This window comes from Nonomuraea sp. NPDC050547, assembly GCF_044457345.1.
Classification (GTDB): domain Bacteria; phylum Actinomycetota; class Actinomycetes; order Streptosporangiales; family Streptosporangiaceae; genus Nonomuraea.
This window is the reverse complement of the sequence record NZ_JBITGW010000012.1, coordinates 1-18,205: the sequence shown is the minus strand read 5'-3', so window position 1 is coordinate 18,205 and position 18,205 is coordinate 1. Positions and strand designations below refer to the sequence as shown.

The window sequence follows — 18,205 nt, the reverse complement described above, 5'->3', positions numbered from 1 at the left end:
GGCGCGCCAAGGCGTGAATACGAAACGGGGGTACGGCGAAGTAGGCGTGTCCACGGAGTTTCTCCGAAAGGCAGGCATGCCACCACCCCTTCCGTCGTCGGCTCCGCCAACCACCGAGACCGACGCACAGCTCATCGAGGCATCGCTGAGCCGCCCCGAGCGGTTCGGCGCGCTGTTCGATCGCTATCACCAGGCCATTCATCGCTACGTGCAGTTCCGCCTCGGCGAATCGGCGGCGGACGACCTCGCCGCCGAGACGTTCCTGCGGGCCTTCCACGGGCGCACGCGCTACGACCTCTCCCACCCCGACGCACGAGCCTGGCTGTACGGCATCGCCTCCAACCTGATCGCCGGCCATCGCAGGGCCGAGGCGCGCAGGTATCGCGCCCTGGCCAGGAGCGCCGAGGTCACCGACGTCGTGAGCCACGACGAGCACGTGATCCAGCGGGTGTCGGCCGCCGTCATGCGGCCGAGCCTGGCCGCCGGGCTGGCGGCGCTCTCGCCCGGTGACCGGACCGTGCTTCTGCTGGTCGCCGGTGCCCAGCTCAGCTACGAGGAGATCGCCGAGGCACTCGGCATCCCGCGGGGCACCGTCGGCTCGCGGCTCAACCGGGCACGCAGAAAGCTCCGCTCGTACGTCGGCATCGAGGAGTTGTCATGACGCAGGACCTGCAGGAGATCAAGTCGTCGTACGACGCGCTGCCCGGCCCCTCCGCCACGGCCACCGCCAGAGCGAGGGATCTGCTCGCGGCGGGGCGCAAGCCGCGTACCGGCTACGCCAAGCACGCGCTCAGGGCGGGCACGGTCGGGCTGGCGGCGACCGTCGCCGCGGTCGCCTTCATGATCGGCCCCAACGGCGGCGCGACCCCGGCCAACGCGGCGGAACTGCTCCAGCACGCGGCCACCGCGGCCGCCAGGCAACCGGCGCCACAGACCGGCCAGTTCGTCTACGTCAAGCGCTTGGAGCAGAACTGGATTCTCACGTTGAGCGAGGTCGAGGGCGACGGGGAGCACACCCAGGAGGTCACCCACGAGGCCTGGGTCCCCGCCGCCGACCCAGGGAACGCGCTGACCCGTTCCACCTACGGCAGGCGGAGCATCCACAGAGGCCAGGTCCCCTCCACGATGCCGACCCCGGGCACGGTCGACTACCAGACCGGGCGATGCGCCGCGGACGTGCTGCCGGTGGACGGCGCCGGGAACCTGCCCACCGACCCCGGCGAACTGCTCGCCCGGGTACGCGCGGACGCCGAGGCCTCCGTCAGGAATGAACGGCCCAGGCCCAGCGAGGACCAGGTCGGGCCACGAGTCGACGTCACGGTGGCTTTCCGCCTGATCACCCTGGCCCAGAATCCCTTCCCCGGCGTCGGCCTGCGCGAGGCGGTGTTCGGCGCGCTGTCCAAGCTGCCGGCCGCCACCATGCGCACCGACCTCACCGACCCGGCCGGGCGGCAGGGCATCGGCGCCTCGATCGACTACCAGGGCCCGGACGGCCGGGAACGCGCCGAATTGATCTTCGAGCCCGGCACTTATCGTTTCCTCGGCTGGCGAAACCTGTCCGAGGGGCCGGACGGCGCGGAGGTGCTGCGCGCCGCCGTCGCGATGCTGGAGGCCAAGATCGTCGACACGATGCCACATGTCCCGGAGGCGAGGGCCTGCTGACGTCCCAGGTCAGTTCTGGTCGAACGTGGCCCGGATCGCGGGCAGGTGGTCCAGCAGGGTCCGCACACCCAGCCGGTCGGCCGTGGCCGAGGCGTACACGAACTGCACGTCGACCCGCCACCCACCGAACCCCAGCGGCAGGAGCGCCGTGTCGCCGTCGCGCACCGATCGCGCCGCGACGAACCGGGGCACCACCGCGACGAACCTCGCGTCGAGCGCCATCCGGAGCGCGGTCGACGGCAGCCCGGTCGTGTGGATCGGGGCGTCGAGGCCGCGCTCGGGGTGTTCGAGGGAGGCGGCGAGTTCCTGGGCGTCGCGGCCCCAGCGGTAGACGATGACGCCGGTCCTGGCGAGGTCGTCGACCCGCAGGCGCCGGCGACCGGCGAGGGGGTGGTCGGGGCGGCAGACCGCGACCAGCGGGGAGCGGCTGATCGGCTCGGACCGCAACGCGCGCAGCGGCACCTTCGGCATCACGAATCCGGCGTGCACGCTGCCGTCGGCCAGGCGGCCGACGACCTCGCCGCTGTGCGCGACCCGGCAGTGCACGGTGATCGGCTTGCCGGCGACCGCCGCGAGCGCGGCGGGGAAGACGACGTCGCCGAGGCTCGCGGGCGCGGCGAGCACGAGCCGCTGGGTCTCGTGTGCCGTCACCGCGATGGCGGCCTCGTCGAGGAGGTCGAGGCAGCGCTGGGCGTAGTCGTTCAGGCGCTCGCCGGCCGGGGTGGTCGTGCTTCCACGGGCGCTGCGCACGAGCAGCGGGGCGCCGAGTTTGCGTTCCAGGGAGGCGATCCGGACGCTGACCGACGGCATCGACAGCCGGAGTTCGGCGGCGGCGGCGCCGAGGCTTCCGGTGCGGACGACCGTGGTGAACACGACGAGGTCCATCGTCTCGACCTTGTGTCCTGTGCCGTCGAAGCCGGGGAGGGACATAGGCATAGACTAACCCTAGACCTCGACATTTCCGGTCTACCTAGGCAATTGGGTCATCGTCAATAGTTCAGGACATGTCTGAGACGCTGTCGGCCGTTTCGCCGGACGAGGATCTGCGCCTGCGGCGCGGCCTCGGAACCACGTCCCTTGCCCTGATCACCTTCTCCAGTGTCATCGGTTCCGGCTGGCTGCTCGCGCCGTACACGGCGGCCAAGGCGGCCGGCCCCGCCGCCTTCCTGTCCTGGACGATCGCTTCCGTCGCCACCGCGCTGGTGTCGCTGGCCTTCATCGACCTCGCCTTCCGCCATCCGATGTCCGGCGGCAACGTCCGGTGGCCGCAGCTGGCCTCGGGCCCGCTGGTCGGCGCCGTGGTCGGCTGGGCGGTGTTCCTGCAGGCCGTCAGCGCCGGGCCGAGCGAGTCGACGGCGGTCGTGCAGTACGCGGCCAAGTGGCTGCCGTGGGTGATGTCCGGCGAGTCGCTGAGCTGGCCGGGACGGCTGATCGCCGCCGGACTGCTGGTGTTCTTCTGCACGATCAATCTGTTCGGCATCAAACTGCTCGCCCGGGTCAACAACGTCGTGGCCACCATCAAAGTGGTGATCCCCGCGCTGACCGTGATCCTCTTACTGGCCAGCGGCTTCGACACCACCAACGTGGCGACCGGCGGCGGGGTCGCGCCCTACGGCGTCTCGGCGGCGCTCACCGCCGTGGTCGGCGGCGGCCTGGTCTACTCCTTCACCGGCATCAACGCCGCCGCGGTCATGTCCGGCGAGGCGAAGGATCCGCGCCGCACCGTGCCGAGGGCCACGCTGATCGTGCTGGCCGGGACGATCGTGCTCTACATGGGCCTGCAGGCCGTGATGATCTTCTCGCTGCCCAACGGCCTGCTCGGCAGCGGGTGGCACGGGATCAACCTCAACTCGCCGCTCGCCTCGCTCGCGACCCTGCTCGGCCTGTCGTGGTTCGCCACCGTCCTGCTCGCCGACGCGATCTTCTCGCCCTCGGGCAGCCTGCTGATCGGCATCGGCGTCAAGGGCCGCTACACCTACGGCGCCGCGCAGAACGGGCTGCTGCCCGCCGCGCTGGCCAAGGTGGACGCGCGGTTCGGCATCCCCCGGCGCGCGCTGCTGCTCAACGTCGGCATCGGCTCGGTCATCGTGCTCACGTTCGGGAACTGGAAGTCCATCGCCAGCTCGCTCAGCTTCTACTACGGGCTCAGCTACGCGGCCGTCTCGGTCGCGGTGACCGTCCTGGCCGCGTCGACCCCGATGGAGAAGGGCTGGCTGCGCAGGTGGGCGATCCCGGTGGGCTTCGCCTCGTTCGTGCTGTCCGGGCTCATCCTCTACTGGTCGACCTGGGAGAAGATCCGGGTGGCCGTGCCGTTGCTGCTGATCGGGTTCGTCATCTACCTGGTGCGGACCTCCAAGCTGCGGGCGGTGGGCGGCTGGCTGGTGGGCTTCCTGGTCATGCTCGGCCTCCTGTCCGCGCTCGGCTCCTTCGGCGGGGCCGACGTCATCGCCGCGCCGTATGACTCGGTGCTCGTGGGTGTGCTCAGCGCGGGAATCTGGTGGCTCGCGCACCGATCGGGCCTGCGCCACCAGCGATCCCTGACCCCGCAAGAAGCTAGGAGCATGGTTTGACCGACCTCGACTGGGACCTTGAGCGATCCCGTGCGCGACGGAACAAGCGCTGGTCGCAGTACGACCGGGACATCATCGATCTCACCGTCGCGGAGATGGACCTGCCGGTCGCCGCGCCCATCCTGGCCGCCGTCCAGGACGACGTGCGGCGGCAGGCCTTCGGCTACCCGCTCGCCGACGAGCTGAGCGAGGTCCCCCAGGCGGCCAGCGAGTGGCTCGCCGAGGAGCACGGCCTCACCGTCGGCCCGGACCGGGTACGGCTGCTGCCGGAGCTGATGCGCGGCATCATCATGTCGATCACGCATCTGACCAGGGCTGATTCGCCGGTGGTCGTGCCGACGCCGGTCTACGGCCGGTTCTTCGACGCGATCCGGGTCGCCGGGCGCGAAGCCGTACAGGTGCCGATGTCCGTCGGAGAGCGAGGCTACGAGCTCGACCTCGACGGCATCGAGCGAGCCTTGCGCGCGGGCGCGGGCGGCGTGCTGCTCTGCCACCCCGGCAACCCGACCGGCCGCGTCCTCGACGGCGGGCCGTTGCGCGCCCTGGCCGCGCTCGCCGCGCGGTACGGCGCGAAGGTGATCAGCGATGAGATCCACGCGCCGTTGCGCTATCAGCCCGGTTTCATCCCGTACGGCTCGCTCGACGAGACCGCCATCACCCTGATCAGCGCCACCAAGGCGTGGAACTTCCCCGGCCTGCGCTGCGGGCTGATCGTTTTCGGCGATCCGGGCGACGCGCGCGTCTGGGCCGGGCTGCCGAGGGCGGCGGTCGGCGGCATGAGCCCGCTCGGCATGACGGCCACGGTCGCCGCGTTCCGCGAAGGGCGGCCGTGGCTGCGCGAGGCCGTCCGGTTCCTGGACGGCAACCGCAAGCTGGTCACCGACGCGCTCGCCGGTCTCGACATCGGATACGTCGAGCCGCAGGCGGGCTACCTCGCCTGGATCGACCTGCGCCGATTCGGCCTCGCCGACCCCGCCGCCCACCTGTTGCGGCGGACCGGCGTCGCCACCGCCTCCGGCGCCGACCACGGGTCGGCGGGAAACGGCTTCGTCCGCCTCAACTTCGCCACCCCGCCCGACGTGCTCACCGGCGCCCTCGACCGCGTCATCGCCTGTCTGCTTTAGGATGCCTATAACATCGGGATTTCATGAACATCTGAGAAGGGATCCGAGATGGCGACACGGCACATCTACGCGGTACGGCACGGCGCGGCCGACCCCTTCGGCGCGCTGACCGACGTCGGCAGGCGGCAGACGGAGCTGCTGGCCGACCGGCTGGCCCGCCTGCCCGTGGACGCCGTCTGGCATTCACCCCTGTCCAGGGCGGTGAGCTCGGCGGAGATCATCGGCGCCCGCCTGCCGGGGGTTCCGGTGGGGGAGGCGGCGGAACTGGTGGACCACGTCCCCCACGTCCCGGCCGAGATGCCGCCCGCGTGGAGGGGGTTCTTCGACGGATACGACGCCAAGGAGGCGGCCGAGGGCGCGCGGCTCGCCGACGCCCTGACCGATCGCTTCGCCCGCCCTGCCACGGCCGAGACCCATGAGGTCCTGGTCACCCACGCCTACCAGGTGGCCTGGCTGGTCCGGGACGCCCTCGACGCGCCGCCCGTACGGTGGCTGGGCCTGACCTGCGGGAACACGGCGCTCACCGTGATCGAGTATCGCGACGGCGTGGGCCCGTCGGTGATGCTGTACAACGACATGGGCCACCTCCCGGACGACCTGCGCTGGACGGGGTTCGGGCCCGGCGTCCGCCCCTGAGATCTAGGAGTCACGCAGAGCGATGTGGGCGGCGATGAGGCGCTGGGCCTCATCGCGCTCGGAGCGCTCGCCCGAGACGTCGTCCGCCCACGCCAGCAGCCGGCGCAGGTGGGCGTCGGCCGTGTCCGTGGCGATGCGCGGGCTGCCGAGGGCCACCTCGCCGCTGGTCCCGTCGATGGTGACCACCGTGCCCTCGCCGACGGTGCGCCCACCGGCGCTCAGGGAGCGGCCGTCGACGACCAGGTCGGCGATGCCGACGACGGCGGGCTTGCCCATCGCCCGTGCGACGACCGCGGCATGGCTGGCCGGACCGCCGCGCGCGGTGACGATGCCCGCGGCGGCGGCCAGGCCGCGCATGTCATTCGGGGACGTCTCCGGACGGACCAGGATGACCGGGCCGTCGGCGGCCATGCGTACCGCCGCGTCGGTCGTGGTCGCCACCTTGCCGGCCGCGACGCCGGGGCAGGCTCCCACGCCCCGGGCCAGGATGTCGGCCCGTGCCGGTGCGGCTATGCGGGGGGTGCGTACGTGCGGCAGGTGTTGGGGCGAGACCCGCAGCAGCGCCTCGCCGCGCGTGATCAGCCGCGCGTCGGCCAGCTCCGTCGCGACGCGAACGGCGGCGCCGCCCACGAACCGTCCCGGCCGGACCTGCAGCAACCAGAGCTCACCGGCCTGGAAGGTGAACTCGACGTAGCACGCGTCGCGGTAGTGCCCCTCGACCCGGCGCAGAGCCTCGGTCAGCGCCGCCCAGACGGCCGGTTCGCGGTCGGCGAGCTCGCGAAGGGGCCGGGTCAGCGACCGGCCCGAGACGACGTCCTCGCCCTGGTGCCCGAACAGAACATCGCCGAACGGGACGTTCTCCCCGGTGTTGGGGTCGCGGCTGAAGGCGACCCCGGTGCCGCTGTGGGCGTCGCGGTTGCCGTACACCATCGCCTGGACGATCACGGCTGTTCCGAGATCGTGGGGGATGTCGTGCAGTTCGCGGTACGTGCGGGCGCGCGGCGTTTCCCACGAGGAGAAGACGGTCTCGACCGCCAGCTCCAGCTGCCGCGCCGCGTCGTCGGGGACGTCCCGCGCGGCGGCGAAGCCGGACAGGAACCGCTGCCGTGAGTCCTGCGCGAACCGGGCGTCGCCGGTCTCGGCCGCCAGTCCCGCCGTGGCCTCGGCTGTGAGGCCGAGGTTCAGGATCGTGGTCATCATGCCGGGCATCGACACGCTCGCCCCGGAGCGCACCGACACGGCCAGCGGCGCCCGCGCCCCGCCGAACCGGCGCCCCGTCGCGGCCTCCAGGCCGGTCATGGCGAGCGCGAGCTCCCCGGTCAGCCCGTCAGGAAGACGGCCTTCGCGAAGATAGGCCCGGCAGGCCTCGGTGGTGACGACGAACCCGGCGGGCACGGGCAGGCCCAGGCGGTGCAGTACCACGAGACCGCTCGCCTTGGCCCCCACGGCCCGCGCGCTCTCCTCGGACCGCGCGGACAGCGGCCTGACCCACCTCACCACCGGGTGATCCCGAGCGTCGCGAGCAGGTCCTCGTGCAGCTCGGCCCAGACGGTGTGGTACGACGTGGTGTGGTCGGCGAGGTACTCCAGCTCGCCCGCCCTGGCGCGGCCCAGCGTGTCCCTGAGGCGCACGCGGTACCGGCCGAAGCGCGGCAGCGCCGTGGACAGCTCGGCGCAGACGGCCGCGGCGCGCTGGTCCAGGTCGGAGAACCGGTCCAGGACGCGGCCGTCGTACGACCGGTCGCGGTGGTCGTTGACGGTCAGGACGCCGTCGACGGAGCGCATCTGCCAGGCGGTGCAGAGGTCGAGCAGTTCCGGATTGAGCACCAGGAAGCGCTCGAACGCCGCGGTGATCGCGGGGCGGGCGCCGCCGGACTCCAGCTCCTCGTTGATCCACTCGGCATCGGTGGCCCGGCCCGCTTCCGTCAGGCCCCACGCGCCCATCTGGTGCGTGACGAGACCGGCGACCGCGAGGTCGATCAGCTCGGACTCGACCGCGGACTCGTCCAGGCCGGTGGCCGCGGACACCCGGGCGAGACCGGAATGTCCGCCGCAGCGCAGGGTGTGCAGCACCAGCAGGTCGGTGCGGGTCATGTCGTGGCCTTTCGCGACGTGGGGTGGTCCGCGGCCGCGTGGGCGGCGCCCCGCCCACCGGCCCGAGCGACGATCATGCCGTCCCGGACGCGGACGGCGGCTTCGGTCTCATGGCCGGCCTCGGTCAGGCCGGCGGCGGCCGCGACGGTTCCGTCGTCGACGACCACCCGCAGGCGCGCCCAGGCGGCGGGCGGGAAGACGCGCCGCAGGCAACCGGCGAGGTCGCTGATCCTGAGCCGCACCAGAGCGCCGGTCTCGGCGAGGTCGCCGGGGACGACGACCACCGTGACCCGCTCGCCGGGCCCCGTCGCCCGGACGGCCTCCTCGGCCGCGGACACGCGGTGCGCCCCCAGCACCGCCACCACACCGTCGGCGCCGAGGTCGACGCGGTCACCGGTGATCAGATCCGGCAACCCCCCCGGCGGTGTCCAAGCGTCCTGACACGGTACGGCCGGCGTCACGAAGGGCAGATGCGGCGGAGCCCACGTGTCGGCCAGGTCGAGCCCGGCCAGATGCTCACAGGCCCGCGCCCGGTCGAAGGGGTCGCCGAAGCCAGGAGCCATCTCGGCCAGGAAGCCGGCGCCGCCCAGCAACGTCAGCACGAGTTCGGCCAGCCGTACCTGCCGGTGGGATGAGCAGGTCTCCAGTCCCATGGCCAGCAGCAGCGCCTCCAGCTGGGCGACCTGCGCCAGCACGGCGCGGGCCTGCTCGTCCTCGACGACACCCGCCAGCGAGCGCAGTTGCAGCCGCCCGCCCGACGCGCTGTCGTCGACCAGCGGCAGCCGTTCCAGCCAGGTTCTGGCGAACGTGCCCAGCGCCTCGGCAGGCGACCGCGGCGGTCCGGCGGGCTCCGTTGTCTCGGCCTGCCCCACCATCTCGACGAGCACGGCCAGATACAGGGCCCGTTTGCTGGGGAAGTTCGAGTACACCGCGCCCCGGGTCAGCTCCGCCCGTTCGGCGATCCGGTCGACGTTGGCCAGGACGTAGCCCTGCTCGATGAACTCCTGCCTCGCCGCCGCCAGCACCGAAGCCCGCGTACGCGCCTGCTGCTGGACCCGCGTCAGCCGCACCATCACCGCTCCTTCTCTCCGTGATGCAGCCAGGATACTCATAGAATCCGAATGTTGTCGCCATCTGAAATCGGTGTGATAGGTACTGTCGCCATGGAGTTCTTCTGCTATCACCGGGATCGGCCAGACTCTGCCGCGCTGCGCGACGAACTGCTGGAAGCGCACTGGTCCTACATGGACGGGTACACGAAGGAGCTGATCGCCCGCGGCCCGACCTTCGTCCGCGGCACCGAGACGGCCAGCGGCAGCGTCCACATCGTCGACCTGCCCGACGCCGCGACCGCGCGGGCGTTCGCCTTCGACGAGCCCAACTACCAGGCCGGTGTGTACCGGGACGTGGTGGTACGCCGATGGCGCAACGTGCTGGGGCGCACCATGTGGGACTTCCCGGGCGGCGGGGAAGGCGGCAACCGGTACCTGGTGCTGGGTCTCGGCTCCGGGCGGCCCGCCGACCTGGACCCCTCGGGCCGGGACGAGCTGATCGCCTACGGGCCGCTGCTGTCCGACGACGGCGGCACCTGGGTGGGTACGGCGCTGCTGATCCGGGCGCCGGACCCGGATGCGGCGCGCGCCGTACTGACCCGGGACCGGTACGCCGGCATCGAGGTCCACGACTGGGAGTTCGGCGGCCGGCGGTAGCGGCTACGGGCGCACGTTGTGGTTGCCCGCGAACAGGTTGCCCGGGTCGTGGTCCCGCTTGACCGCCGCCAGCCGCTCGTACGTCTCCTTCGGGTAGATCGCGGCGACGTCCTCCTCGGTGGCGGAGGCGAGGAAGTTGGCGTACGCGCCGCTGACGTGCGGTGCGAGCCGTTCCCAGATCGCGTCCCAGGCGGGACGGCCGGCCTCGACGACCGGCTTGGGGCCCCCGGTGAGCGTCACGACCATCAGCTCCGCCCGGCGGTGCGCGTAGGCGGTGGCGTCGTCGGCCACGCGCGCCACCGCGCCGCCGACGCCGCGCACGACGATGAGCGGCGAGCCCTGCGACGTCCCGACCTCGGTGAGGATCCGCAGGGCCGAGGTCACCGACTCCTTCTCGACGAACGCGCCTCGCGTGACGAGCTGGATGCCGGGCGGCGGGGTCCCGCCGTCCACCAGGACGTCCGCGTAGGGCATCAGCGCGACGGTGTCGCCGATCACCGTGCCGAGCCGCCGGATCGGGTCGATCGCCGCCGCGGCGAGGTCCGGGTCGTCGCCGTCGAAGGCGACGGCGATCTCGACCGGCGCCTCGTGGCCACCGGCGCCCGGATTGGCGAGGCTCACGAGGGAGGTGAGCTCCTCGGGCGCGTCACGGAGGTGGTCCGCCCAGCCCTGGAGCACGGCGGACGCCTCCGCGGCGGGGAAGGTGATCGCGCCGAAGAACACCTCCGTCGTCACGTGCGCCGCGAACTCGAAGGCGGTCACGATCCCGAAGTTGCCGCCGCCACCGCGCAGCGCCCAGAACAGCTCCGGGTTCTCCCGCTCACTGGCCCGTACGATCTCGCCTCCGGCCGTGACCAGCTCGGCGGCGACCAGGTTGTCCAGGGCCAGGCCGTACTTCCTGACCTTCCAGCCGATGCCGCCGGTCAGCGTCAGCCCGCCGACGCCGACGCTCTTGGTGTCGCCCGAGGAGATCGCCAGGTTGTGCGGGGCCAGCGCGGCCGCGGCCTGGCCCCAGGTGGCGCCGCCGCCGATCCGCACGAGGTGGCGGACGGGGTCGATGATCTCCACGTTCGCCAGCATGCCGAGGTCGATCACGACGCCGCCGTCATTGGTGCCGAAGCCCGCGAAGCTGTGGCCGCCGCCGCGTACGGACAGGGACAGGCCCTCCGCGGCGGCGAACCTCACCCCCGCCTGCACGTCCGCGACGCTCTTGGGCCGCAGCACGTACGCCGGACTGCCCGCGGCCAGCAGTGAGCGGCCGGCCGATTCGTACTCCGGTGCGCCCGGCTCGATGATGTCGCCGCCGAAATCCAGCACTGAACTCATGACTTGCTCCAGGGTTTGGGTGGGTTACGCACTGTATGACCAAAAGATGCCGCCAATTCGGATTCTGTGACGGCATGGCCGTGTGACATACGCCATACGGGCTTCTAGCGGCGCAGGCTGGTCTCCTGCTCCAGGTGAGAGAGCTTCTCCGGGTTGCGCACGGCGTACAGGCCGGTGATGAGACCGTCGTCGATGCGGAGCGCGAGGACGGTGTCGATCTCGCCGTTGAGCCGGAAGATGAGCGCCGGGTGGCCGTTGACCTGCGACGGCCGCAACGCCGCGACATCGCCGAACCTGCTCGACCCGGCGAGCAGGGAAGCCACGTTCCCGGCGCCCACGACCGGTTCCAGCACGGCCTGGACGACTCCGCCGCCGTCGCCCAGCAGCACGACGTCCGGCGCGAGGATGTCGAGCAGGCGTTGCAGATCGCCGGTCGCGACCGCCCGCTGGAACGCCTTGAGCGCGTCCTGGGTCTCGGCCGGGGAAACCCGTCCCCGAGGCCGGCGCGCCGCCACGTGGGCCCGCGCCCGGTGGGCGATCTGCCGGACCGCCACCTGGGTCTTGTCGACGGCCTCGGCGATCTCGTCGTAGTCCAGGTCGAACACCTCGCGCAGCACGAACACCGCGCGCTCGGTCGGCGTGAGCGTCTCCAGCACCAGCAGCATCGCCATCGACACGCTGTCGGCCAGCTCGACGTCCTCGGCCACGTCGGGCGTGGTCAGCAGCGGCTCCGGCAGCCACTGCCCGACGTAGGACTCCTTGCGCCGGCCGAGCGCGCGCAGGCGGGTGAGCGCCTGCCGCGTGGTGATCCGCACCAGGTACGCCCGCCGGTCCCGGACCTCGTCAAGGTCGACCCCCGCCCACTTGAGCCAGGTCTCCTGGAGCACGTCCTCCGCGTCGGCGGCGGAGCCGAGCATCTCGTAGGCGACGGTGAACAGCAGATTGCGGTGTGTCACGAACGCCTCGGTCGCCGCTTCGTTCATCGCTGCCCCCACCTGTTCTCCTCCGGCCATGCGTACGTGCACAAGACGCCGGTACCTACCACGTTGTGACGTGGCGTACGTCACATCGCCGTGTACCCCACCGGCACCAGACCACCACAGGTAGGGGCCGACCCTGGCCGGCGCACCCGGCGCCAAGCCCCACTAGGGTCGGCCACGTGCCCCTCGTCTCCATCGTCACGCCGAGCTACAACCCGGTTCCCGGCCATCTCCTCGCGGCCTACGAGTCCGTCCGCTCGCAACGCCTGCCGGACGGCTGGGAGGTCGAGTGGGTCATCCAGGAGGACGGCGCCACGGGCGCGGCCATGGAGATCCTTCCGCGCGACCCCATCGTCACGTTCGCGACGGGGCGCCGGGGCGGGGTCGCGCTGACACGGAATCTCGCGCTCGCGCGGTCCAGGGGCGAGCTGATCAAGAATCTCGACCATGACGACGTGCTCATGCCGGATGTGCTGATGAGGGACATCGGCGTGCTGGCGGCGGATCCGCTCGTGCGGTGGACGACGTCCCGGGTCCTGGACCTGCTGCCCGACGGTTCCACGGTCGCCTTCGACAGCGATCCGCCCGGCGGGCGGCTGGAACCCGGGTTCGTCTACGACCACTGGCGCGGGAACGACTACCGGCTCCCCGTGCACCCCACGACCATCTGCGTCCGGCGTGAACTGGCGGTCGCCCTGGGCGGGTGGATGGGCATCCCCGGCTCCGACGACACCGGCCTGCTGGTCCCGGCCAGCGTGATCAGCCACGGCTGGTTCCACAGCGAGGTCGGCCTGCTCTACCGCAAGTGGCCGGGGCAGGAGACCGCGCGGACGGAGCACTACGCGAAGCTCGAACGGGAGCTGCGCATGCGGCTGGTCGAAGAGCGCGCCGAGGCGGTACGCGCCATGTGGCCCCAGGTCACCACCTGAACGCGGCCCCAGAATGGAGATCGTGGACTATCCCGACCGAAGGTTCCGGCTGTGGGTGTACGTGCCGACGCATTCCAAGCTGCTGCTGCGCAGCGGCCGGGAGACGTCCGGGACCACCACGATCGACATCGCCTTCGCGGGTGTGGCGAGCCTCGTCGAGACCGACGAGCACGGGCGGCGGCTGCGGGAGCGGGACAGGTGGGGGATCATCCCGCCGGAGTCCGGGTGGCGATCCAGTCCAGAGCCGTGAGACCGGGCATGAAGAGGTACTCGCCACCCCGTACCGTGACGAAGCGCGGCAAGCCGGTCAGGCGTCGGCGCAGGGGGTGGGCGGGGATGGTGTGGACGCCGGTTCCGTCGTTGGCGCCGACCAGCGGATCCCTTTCCGTGCCCAGGCCGGTGAAGTCGCCGTTGTTGATCCATACCTGCTGAATGAACTCGAACTGGCGGGTCAGGCTGGCGCCCATGAAGATGAAGATCAGGCCGCGTTCGACACCGTCGTCGTCGGTCCGGCCCTCGGGCAGGGGCGGGCCGTAGAGGGCGCCGCGCCGTACCATGCGGTGGATTCGGGTGTCGACGATCGTGCCGGTCAGGGAGTCGCGGGGGTTCACGCGGCGGATGTGGGCGCCGCGCGGCACGCGCAGGCCGTCGGGGTCGGCGCCGTCGTAGGTGAAGTCGTTGTTGCGGTGGGGGTCGGCGCCCAGGCCGGGGTCGTCGTGGTCGGGGCTCAGGGCGAGGGGGGCGCCGCTGCGCCAGCGGCCGACGATCTTGGCGGCCAGCAACTCCTCGTCCTCTGGCGAGCGGGCGTGCTCCTTCAGGTAGCGGCGGAACTCCGCCACGTGCGTGGCGCACTGGCGGAAGGCGACGAAGGTGCCGTTACGGGTGAGGATCTCCGGCTCGGGCAGCGGGGCCACCCGGCCGGATTCGTCCTCGTAGCCGAGGATGAACTCGCCGGGCATCACGTGGTCCTGGCCGGGCAGGGCGTCGATGCCGCTGCCGACGACGTACGGCCCGCCGATCCCCTCCCGGAACCCGAAATGCTCCTTGCCGCCGGGCGGCAGATGGACATCGCGCCGGTACACCTGGGACACGCCCTTGAAGTCGGCGGCCAGCGCGAGCGGCCGTTCGAGGTCCGCCTCGTCCCCCGCGATGATCACGATGCCGATGTGCACGTCACCGGTCCCCAGCGGAGATTCCCAGCGCGCGGGGTCGCTGTCGCCCACGTCGCCCAGGACGTCCTTGCGCGCGGCCATGCCGTCCCGGAACTCCCGGGGGAAGGACTCCTGGGGCACGCCCAGCCTCTCCAGCCCGGTGTGGGTGAAGGCGATGTTGAAGGTGAAGGGGCGCGGCCGGTCCATGTGGGCGGCCGAGGTCACGGAGCCGAGGACGTCGCGGAGCGCCGCCCTGGCCGCCGCCGCGTCGTCGATCCTGAACAGCAGGAACGCCCCCCGGTACGCCGCCGGACCTGGCCTCAGCACCGTTCCCTGGATGTCGCCGAGGTCGAGCCGGATCTCGCTCATGCCTGCGTGGCGTCGAGGAGGTCGTTGAGCGAGGTGAGCGCCTTCTGCCCGCGCGCGATGTCACGGACGGTGGCCTGCTCGTTCGAGGCGTACCAGACGCTCGCCTCGACCTGGTGCTTCGCGATGTACGCCAGCGCGTCGGGCGACCCCAGCCCCGGATAGCCCTCGGCCACGTCGACGAACATGTGGTCGATCCACGGCGTGGCGAAGTTGATGACGTCGACCACGTACGGCTTGAACTCGTCGCTGTAGCTAGCGGCGAACAGGATCTGCGTGCCGTCGTTGATCAGGGCGACGCGCAGGTCGTGGACGGTGCCGAGCTTGCCCTCCCAATAGGCCGCCTCGATCTGTGCCTTCTTGACCCGCTCGCGGAAGATCTCCGCGCCGCCCGGCTTCACCGGCGCCACCAGCGTGAACTCGGCCTTGTTGCCGACCCGCAGGCCCACGCCGTCGGTCTGCCGCCGGGTGGGCTGGGTCCACTTGCCGATCTCCTCGGCGGTGACGCCGGGAGAGATCGGGACATAGTCCTGCTGCATGATCGGATTCCTTTCCCTCAGGGTGTCGGCGGGAGGACGTCGGCGACGCTGTCCGGTTCGGCCCGGACCTGGTCGTTGAGGCGGTGCCGTTCGATGGACGAGAGCCGGTAGACCTCCCTGCGCAGGCGCTGCAGGCTCCCGACGGGGACGTGCTCGGCGCCGCAGCGCCACGGCGTGAACGAGACGACGTCGGCGGCGGCCAGATTGTCCGCACCGCCGATGTCCTGGCGCGGGAAACGCATCCGGGCGACCGTGACGAACGGCGAGAGGCGCTCCGGCCACTCCACCGTCAGGTCGTCGACGGGCATCTCCTCCAGCGACGCGCACAGCTGCACCTGGAACTCGAACTCGGCGCCGTGCCTGGACAGTTCGTCCACGAGCGCGGGGCGGAACACCTCGTCGTGCGCCGCCGGGTCGAGGTCGCGGTTCGTGACCGCCCCCGCGGAGACGGGCGTGGGGGTGATGCGGAGTTTCGCGACGTGGTCACCGTGCCGTACCGCGCCCATCGTCCAGAAGGTCGACAGCAGCAGGTTCTGCCAGCGGGCCTGCGAACCGAGCCGGATGAAGGCGCCGAGCTCGTCCCACGCCCACTCGTCCGGCGGCAGGGTGCCGTAGCCGGTGACCCAGTCGTGGAACATCTGGTGCGTGCCCTTCTTCCCGCCGGCGTGGTACTTCGGGATGTCGATGAAGAGCTTGGCGAGAAAGCGGTAGTGCAGTGCGGTGTTGCAGAAGAAGAACGGGCCGTTGATCATGTTGAAGTCCATGGTCGTGGTGTGCCGCTCGTCCTCCAGCGTGGTCTCCGCCTCGATGCCGAACACCTTGGTCGCCATCCCGACCACGTTGCCCAATGCCCGGTCGATCCCCAGGTGAGCCAGGCCGTTGGAGTAGCGGACCACGCAGTCGTGGATGCCGGGGCGGGCGTAGACGCCTTGGGCGTACTCGGCCGGGAGGCCGTCCAGGATCTCGAAGGTGCCCTTGACCAGGCCGTACGCCTTGGCATGCGCGAAACGCACGGCCCGGTTGACGCCTTCTCCCGCCACCGAGTTCCGCTCGAACTCGGTGACGATGTCGATGGCCTTCTGGCGGCTCTCCTCGAAGCCCGGCTCCTGGGGCTCGATCTCGGCCGAATACCTGATGGGACGCACTGTCATCTCCCCTGCCGACGCGGGGGATGATCTGCCCTGCTTCGCGGCTCGTTAGCCTGAGGCGTCGTTCAAACCTTGGTGTGGACGTCGGGCCCGGTCTCGCCTCCGTAGGTGGCGATCTTGTATTCGACGGCCGTGAGCGAAAGGGTCAGCTCCCGGATCCGGCGGCGGATGGTGTCGCGGTGCTCGAGCAGCATGTCGAGCCGTTCTGGCACTGTCCCGGCCCCGTCGTCGACGAGCGCGACGTAGTGCTGAAGGTCGCGCATCGGCATTCCGGACAACCGCATCCGGGTGAGGAACACCAGCCGCCGCACCGCCCGGTCGTCGTACACCCGATGGCCGTTGCCGTCGCGGGCCACCTCGACCAGCCCGGCGCGCTCGTAGTAGCGCAGCGTGTGCGGCGAGATGTCGAGCAGGTCGGCGACCTCCACGATCGTCATCGGCGTGGGCACGTCGGCCAGGTCGGCGAGGCGGTGGATCGCCTCGACCGACGGCGGGCCGTCGTCCCCGATCATCTCGAGTGCCCTGGTCATCAGGTCGTCGGTGGCCATGACAATCAGCCTAAATCGGCCGGGCCGATGCCGGGACGTCCTCGAAGTCGGCGCTGCGCGCGGTCTCCGCCCACCGCTCGACCTCCGCCAGTCCGCGCCGGTGGACGCCGGAGATGCGCTCGACCGCCTCGCGTCCGAGCGGCAGCCGTAGCGGCACGTCGTCACCGTGCGCGAGGGAGACGATGATCTCGGCCGCGCGCGCCGGGTCGCCCTCCTGGCGGCCGTCGGTCCCGGCCATGTCCGCGCGCACCCCGGCGAGCACCTCACGGTACGTCGGCGACGTCTCGGCGAACTCCAGCACGTCGGCGGCGTTGAAGTCGGTCCTGAACCGGCTCGGCTCGACGATCATCACCCGGATCCCGAACGGCGCGACCTCCCCGGCCAGCGACTCCGACCACCCTTCGAGGGCGAACTTCGACGCCGAGTACGTGGACACGCCGGGGAACGACATCCGCCCGCCCTGGCTGCTCATCTGCACGATGGTCCCGGCGCCCCGCGCGCGCATCGCGGGCAGCGCCGCCCGGACCAGCGCGGCGGGGCCGAACAGGTGAAGGTCCATGAGCTCACGCAACTGCGCGTCGGTGACCTCCTCGACCGCGCCGACCACGGCCCTGCCCGCGTTGTTCACGAGCACGTCGATCCGGCCGAAGCGGTCGAGGGTGGCACGCATCAGGCCCGCGGCCGCATTCACGTCGCGGACGTCGAACTCGGCCACCAGGAAGTCGTCCGGGTAGGCGGCCGCGAGATCGGCGACGCTCTCGGGCCGCCGCACCGCCGCCACCACGTGGTCGCCTCCGGCGAGCGCCGACTCCGCCAGCGCGCGGCCGAAACCACGGGAGGCGCCGGTAATGATCCAGGTCTGTGATGTCATGCCGGGACGTTATGTCTTCGAGCGCGCTCGAACGCAAATGGACGACCGGCGCTCAGCGCGCCGACTGCGCGCCCAGCTCGACCACCAGCACCCCGCCGACGATGAGCGCGACCCCGGCCGCAGCAGGGTGTCGTCGTGCACGGAGCCGACGAAGATGGCCAGGTCGGCCTCGTCAGGCCTCGTCCTTCTTGGGCGCCAGCGCGTACGACAGGGCCACTCCGAAGCACAGCGCGAGTGCGATTCCCAGGACGATGTCGTTCAGGGCGGCGGCGAGGCCCATGCCGATGGCGAGTCCGGAGGAGAGGCCGAGCGTCCAGTTGGGGGAGGAGGTGTCCTTGTTCGTCATGGTTCGATCATCGGCCAGAGGGGTGCCGCCGGCGTAGAGGCCGCTGTCACCAGCCGCTGGTGACAGGAGTCATCTCGCTTCGGGCCGGAAGGTCACGGCCGGTCCGGCGCGGCTATCCGGTGGCGAGGATCTCGGCGACCGCCGCGGTGGACTCGGCCGTGCCGACGACGACGATGACGTCGCCGGCCAGCAGGGCGAGGTCGGGGG

At 71.4% G+C, this 18,205-nt stretch carries 20 protein-coding genes; 8 read left to right on the top strand and 12 right to left on the bottom strand.

Annotated features, from left to right (window positions below; translation table 11 throughout):
• The first annotated feature begins 76 nt into the window (after window positions 1-76).
• Entirely contained in the window at window positions 77-661 is a 585-nt protein-coding gene (locus tag ACIBHY_RS28370; RefSeq protein WP_397257814.1) for an RNA polymerase sigma factor, read from the top strand.
• The gene (locus ACIBHY_RS28365; RefSeq protein WP_397308179.1) at window positions 658-1,662 is read left to right on the top strand and encodes a CU044_5270 family protein; all 1,005 of its coding nucleotides are present in this window, start codon (window positions 658-660) and stop codon (window positions 1,660-1,662) included. Before ACIBHY_RS28370 ends, ACIBHY_RS28365 begins: the two co-directional genes overlap by 4 nt.
• Window positions 1,663-1,671: 9 nt before the next feature.
• Here ACIBHY_RS28365 and ACIBHY_RS28360 read toward each other — a convergent pair whose 3' ends face one another.
• Window positions 1,672-2,598: a LysR family transcriptional regulator gene (locus ACIBHY_RS28360; RefSeq protein WP_397308178.1), complete on the bottom strand. Its 927-nt coding sequence runs from the start codon at window positions 2,596-2,598 to the stop codon at window positions 1,672-1,674.
• Window positions 2,599-2,666: 68 nt separating this feature from the next.
• Between ACIBHY_RS28360 and ACIBHY_RS28355 the strand changes: the two genes are divergently transcribed.
• From ACIBHY_RS28355 to ACIBHY_RS28345, 3 genes are read left to right on the top strand one after another with little or no spacing between them, the layout of a single operon-like run.
• Window positions 2,667-4,232 carry an APC family permease gene (locus ACIBHY_RS28355; protein WP_397257809.1) on the top strand — a complete coding sequence of 522 codons (1,566 nt, stop codon included), beginning with the start codon at window positions 2,667-2,669 and terminating at the stop codon, window positions 4,230-4,232.
• Window positions 4,229-5,356, top strand: coding sequence for a MalY/PatB family protein (locus tag ACIBHY_RS28350; RefSeq protein WP_397257807.1), 1,128 nt, complete (start codon window positions 4,229-4,231; stop codon window positions 5,354-5,356). Before ACIBHY_RS28355 ends, ACIBHY_RS28350 begins: the two co-directional genes overlap by 4 nt.
• A gap of 48 nt (window positions 5,357-5,404) precedes the next feature.
• Complete coding sequence (locus ACIBHY_RS28345; protein WP_397257805.1) at window positions 5,405-5,992, top strand: histidine phosphatase family protein; 588 nt, start codon at window positions 5,405-5,407, stop codon at window positions 5,990-5,992.
• A gap of 3 nt (window positions 5,993-5,995) precedes the next feature.
• On the opposite strand, the gene ACIBHY_RS28340 is transcribed toward ACIBHY_RS28345, so the two are convergent.
• The 3 genes from ACIBHY_RS28340 to ACIBHY_RS28330 are packed head-to-tail and all read right to left on the bottom strand — an operon-like array spanning window position 5,996 to window position 9,158.
• Window positions 5,996-7,489 carry a pyruvate, phosphate dikinase gene (locus ACIBHY_RS28340; RefSeq protein WP_397308177.1) on the bottom strand — a complete coding sequence of 498 codons (1,494 nt, stop codon included), beginning with the start codon at window positions 7,487-7,489 and terminating at the stop codon, window positions 5,996-5,998.
• Window positions 7,486-8,085: a transcriptional regulator gene (locus ACIBHY_RS28335; RefSeq protein ID WP_397308176.1), complete on the bottom strand. Its 600-nt coding sequence runs from the start codon at window positions 8,083-8,085 to the stop codon at window positions 7,486-7,488. Before ACIBHY_RS28335 ends, ACIBHY_RS28340 begins: the two co-directional genes overlap by 4 nt.
• Window positions 8,082-9,158: a TetR/AcrR family transcriptional regulator gene (locus ACIBHY_RS28330; RefSeq protein ID WP_397308175.1), complete on the bottom strand. Its 1,077-nt coding sequence runs from the start codon at window positions 9,156-9,158 to the stop codon at window positions 8,082-8,084. The genes ACIBHY_RS28335 and ACIBHY_RS28330 overlap by 4 nt, the downstream gene beginning before the upstream one ends.
• A 90-nt stretch (window positions 9,159-9,248) precedes the next feature.
• On the opposite strand from ACIBHY_RS28330, the gene ACIBHY_RS28325 reads away from it, so the two are divergent.
• Complete coding sequence (locus ACIBHY_RS28325) at window positions 9,249-9,794, top strand: YciI family protein (RefSeq protein WP_397257797.1); 546 nt, start codon at window positions 9,249-9,251, stop codon at window positions 9,792-9,794.
• A 3-nt stretch (window positions 9,795-9,797) separates the two neighbouring features.
• On the opposite strand, the gene ACIBHY_RS28320 is transcribed toward ACIBHY_RS28325, so the two are convergent.
• Window positions 9,798-11,120 (bottom strand): FAD-binding oxidoreductase, encoded by a 1,323-nt coding sequence (locus ACIBHY_RS28320; protein ID WP_397308174.1) that lies wholly within the window; start codon window positions 11,118-11,120, stop codon window positions 9,798-9,800.
• 104 nt (window positions 11,121-11,224) lie between these two features.
• The gene (locus ACIBHY_RS28315) at window positions 11,225-12,103 is read right to left on the bottom strand and encodes an RNA polymerase sigma-70 factor (protein WP_397308173.1); all 879 of its coding nucleotides are present in this window, start codon (window positions 12,101-12,103) and stop codon (window positions 11,225-11,227) included.
• Between the two features lie 176 nt (window positions 12,104-12,279).
• Between ACIBHY_RS28315 and ACIBHY_RS28310 the strand changes: the two genes are divergently transcribed.
• Window positions 12,280-13,029, top strand: a complete 750-nt coding sequence (locus ACIBHY_RS28310; RefSeq protein WP_397308172.1) for a glycosyltransferase family 2 protein — start codon at window positions 12,280-12,282, stop codon at window positions 13,027-13,029.
• A 22-nt stretch (window positions 13,030-13,051) separates the two neighbouring features.
• The gene (locus ACIBHY_RS28305; RefSeq protein ID WP_397257789.1) at window positions 13,052-13,279 is read left to right on the top strand and encodes a hypothetical protein; all 228 of its coding nucleotides are present in this window, start codon (window positions 13,052-13,054) and stop codon (window positions 13,277-13,279) included.
• Here ACIBHY_RS28305 and ACIBHY_RS28300 read toward each other — a convergent pair.
• The 6 genes from ACIBHY_RS28300 to ACIBHY_RS28275 form a co-directional block, all read right to left on the bottom strand.
• Window positions 13,236-14,549 carry a Dyp-type peroxidase gene (locus ACIBHY_RS28300; protein ID WP_397308171.1) on the bottom strand — a complete coding sequence of 438 codons (1,314 nt, stop codon included), beginning with the start codon at window positions 14,547-14,549 and terminating at the stop codon, window positions 13,236-13,238. The two genes, ACIBHY_RS28305 and ACIBHY_RS28300, sit on opposite strands and share 44 nt — an antisense overlap.
• On the bottom strand, window positions 14,546-15,085 hold the full coding sequence (locus tag ACIBHY_RS28295; protein ID WP_397308170.1) for a hypothetical protein: 540 nt from the start codon (window positions 15,083-15,085) through the stop codon (window positions 14,546-14,548). Before ACIBHY_RS28295 ends, ACIBHY_RS28300 begins: the two co-directional genes overlap by 4 nt.
• 17 nt (window positions 15,086-15,102) lie before the next feature.
• Window positions 15,103-16,236, bottom strand: coding sequence for a catalase family protein (locus ACIBHY_RS28290; protein WP_397308169.1), 1,134 nt, complete (start codon window positions 16,234-16,236; stop codon window positions 15,103-15,105).
• Window positions 16,237-16,298: 62 nt separating this feature from the next.
• The gene (locus tag ACIBHY_RS28285) at window positions 16,299-16,781 is read right to left on the bottom strand and encodes a MerR family transcriptional regulator (protein WP_397257781.1); all 483 of its coding nucleotides are present in this window, start codon (window positions 16,779-16,781) and stop codon (window positions 16,299-16,301) included.
• Window positions 16,782-16,791: 10 nt separating this feature from the next.
• A complete protein-coding gene (locus tag ACIBHY_RS28280) occupies window positions 16,792-17,652 on the bottom strand; it encodes an SDR family NAD(P)-dependent oxidoreductase (RefSeq protein WP_397308168.1) in 861 nt (286 codons plus the stop codon).
• A 172-nt stretch (window positions 17,653-17,824) separates the two neighbouring features.
• Window positions 17,825-17,998, bottom strand: coding sequence for a hypothetical protein (locus tag ACIBHY_RS28275; protein WP_379620108.1), 174 nt, complete (start codon window positions 17,996-17,998; stop codon window positions 17,825-17,827).
• Window positions 17,999-18,205: the final 207 nt, after the last annotated feature.

Excerpts from the sequence above, each read along its gene's own strand:
- ACIBHY_RS28370 (WP_397257814.1), top strand. The coding sequence starts at position 77 with ATGCCACCACCCCTTCCGTCGTCGGCTCCGCCAACCACCGAGACCGAC.
- ACIBHY_RS28365 (WP_397308179.1), top strand. The coding sequence starts at position 658 with ATGACGCAGGACCTGCAGGAGATCAAGTCGTCGTACGACGCGCTGCCC.
- ACIBHY_RS28360 (WP_397308178.1), bottom strand. The coding sequence starts at position 2,598 with ATGCCTATGTCCCTCCCCGGCTTCGACGGCACAGGACACAAGGTCGAG.
- ACIBHY_RS28355 (WP_397257809.1), top strand. The coding sequence starts at position 2,667 with ATGTCTGAGACGCTGTCGGCCGTTTCGCCGGACGAGGATCTGCGCCTG.
- ACIBHY_RS28345 (WP_397257805.1), top strand. The coding sequence starts at position 5,405 with ATGGCGACACGGCACATCTACGCGGTACGGCACGGCGCGGCCGACCCC.
- ACIBHY_RS28335 (WP_397308176.1), bottom strand. The coding sequence starts at position 8,085 with ATGACCCGCACCGACCTGCTGGTGCTGCACACCCTGCGCTGCGGCGGA.
- ACIBHY_RS28330 (WP_397308175.1), bottom strand. The coding sequence starts at position 9,158 with ATGGTGCGGCTGACGCGGGTCCAGCAGCAGGCGCGTACGCGGGCTTCG.
- ACIBHY_RS28325 (WP_397257797.1), top strand. The coding sequence starts at position 9,249 with ATGGAGTTCTTCTGCTATCACCGGGATCGGCCAGACTCTGCCGCGCTG.
- ACIBHY_RS28320 (WP_397308174.1), bottom strand. The coding sequence starts at position 11,120 with ATGAGTTCAGTGCTGGATTTCGGCGGCGACATCATCGAGCCGGGCGCA.
- ACIBHY_RS28315 (WP_397308173.1), bottom strand. The coding sequence starts at position 12,103 with ATGAACGAAGCGGCGACCGAGGCGTTCGTGACACACCGCAATCTGCTG.
- ACIBHY_RS28300 (WP_397308171.1), bottom strand. The coding sequence starts at position 14,549 with ATGAGCGAGATCCGGCTCGACCTCGGCGACATCCAGGGAACGGTGCTG.
- ACIBHY_RS28295 (WP_397308170.1), bottom strand. The coding sequence starts at position 15,085 with ATGCAGCAGGACTATGTCCCGATCTCTCCCGGCGTCACCGCCGAGGAG.
- ACIBHY_RS28290 (WP_397308169.1), bottom strand. The coding sequence starts at position 16,236 with ATGACAGTGCGTCCCATCAGGTATTCGGCCGAGATCGAGCCCCAGGAG.
- ACIBHY_RS28285 (WP_397257781.1), bottom strand. The coding sequence starts at position 16,781 with ATGGCCACCGACGACCTGATGACCAGGGCACTCGAGATGATCGGGGAC.
- ACIBHY_RS28280 (WP_397308168.1), bottom strand. The coding sequence starts at position 17,652 with ATGACATCACAGACCTGGATCATTACCGGCGCCTCCCGTGGTTTCGGC.
- ACIBHY_RS28275 (WP_379620108.1), bottom strand. The coding sequence starts at position 17,998 with ATGACGAACAAGGACACCTCCTCCCCCAACTGGACGCTCGGCCTCTCC.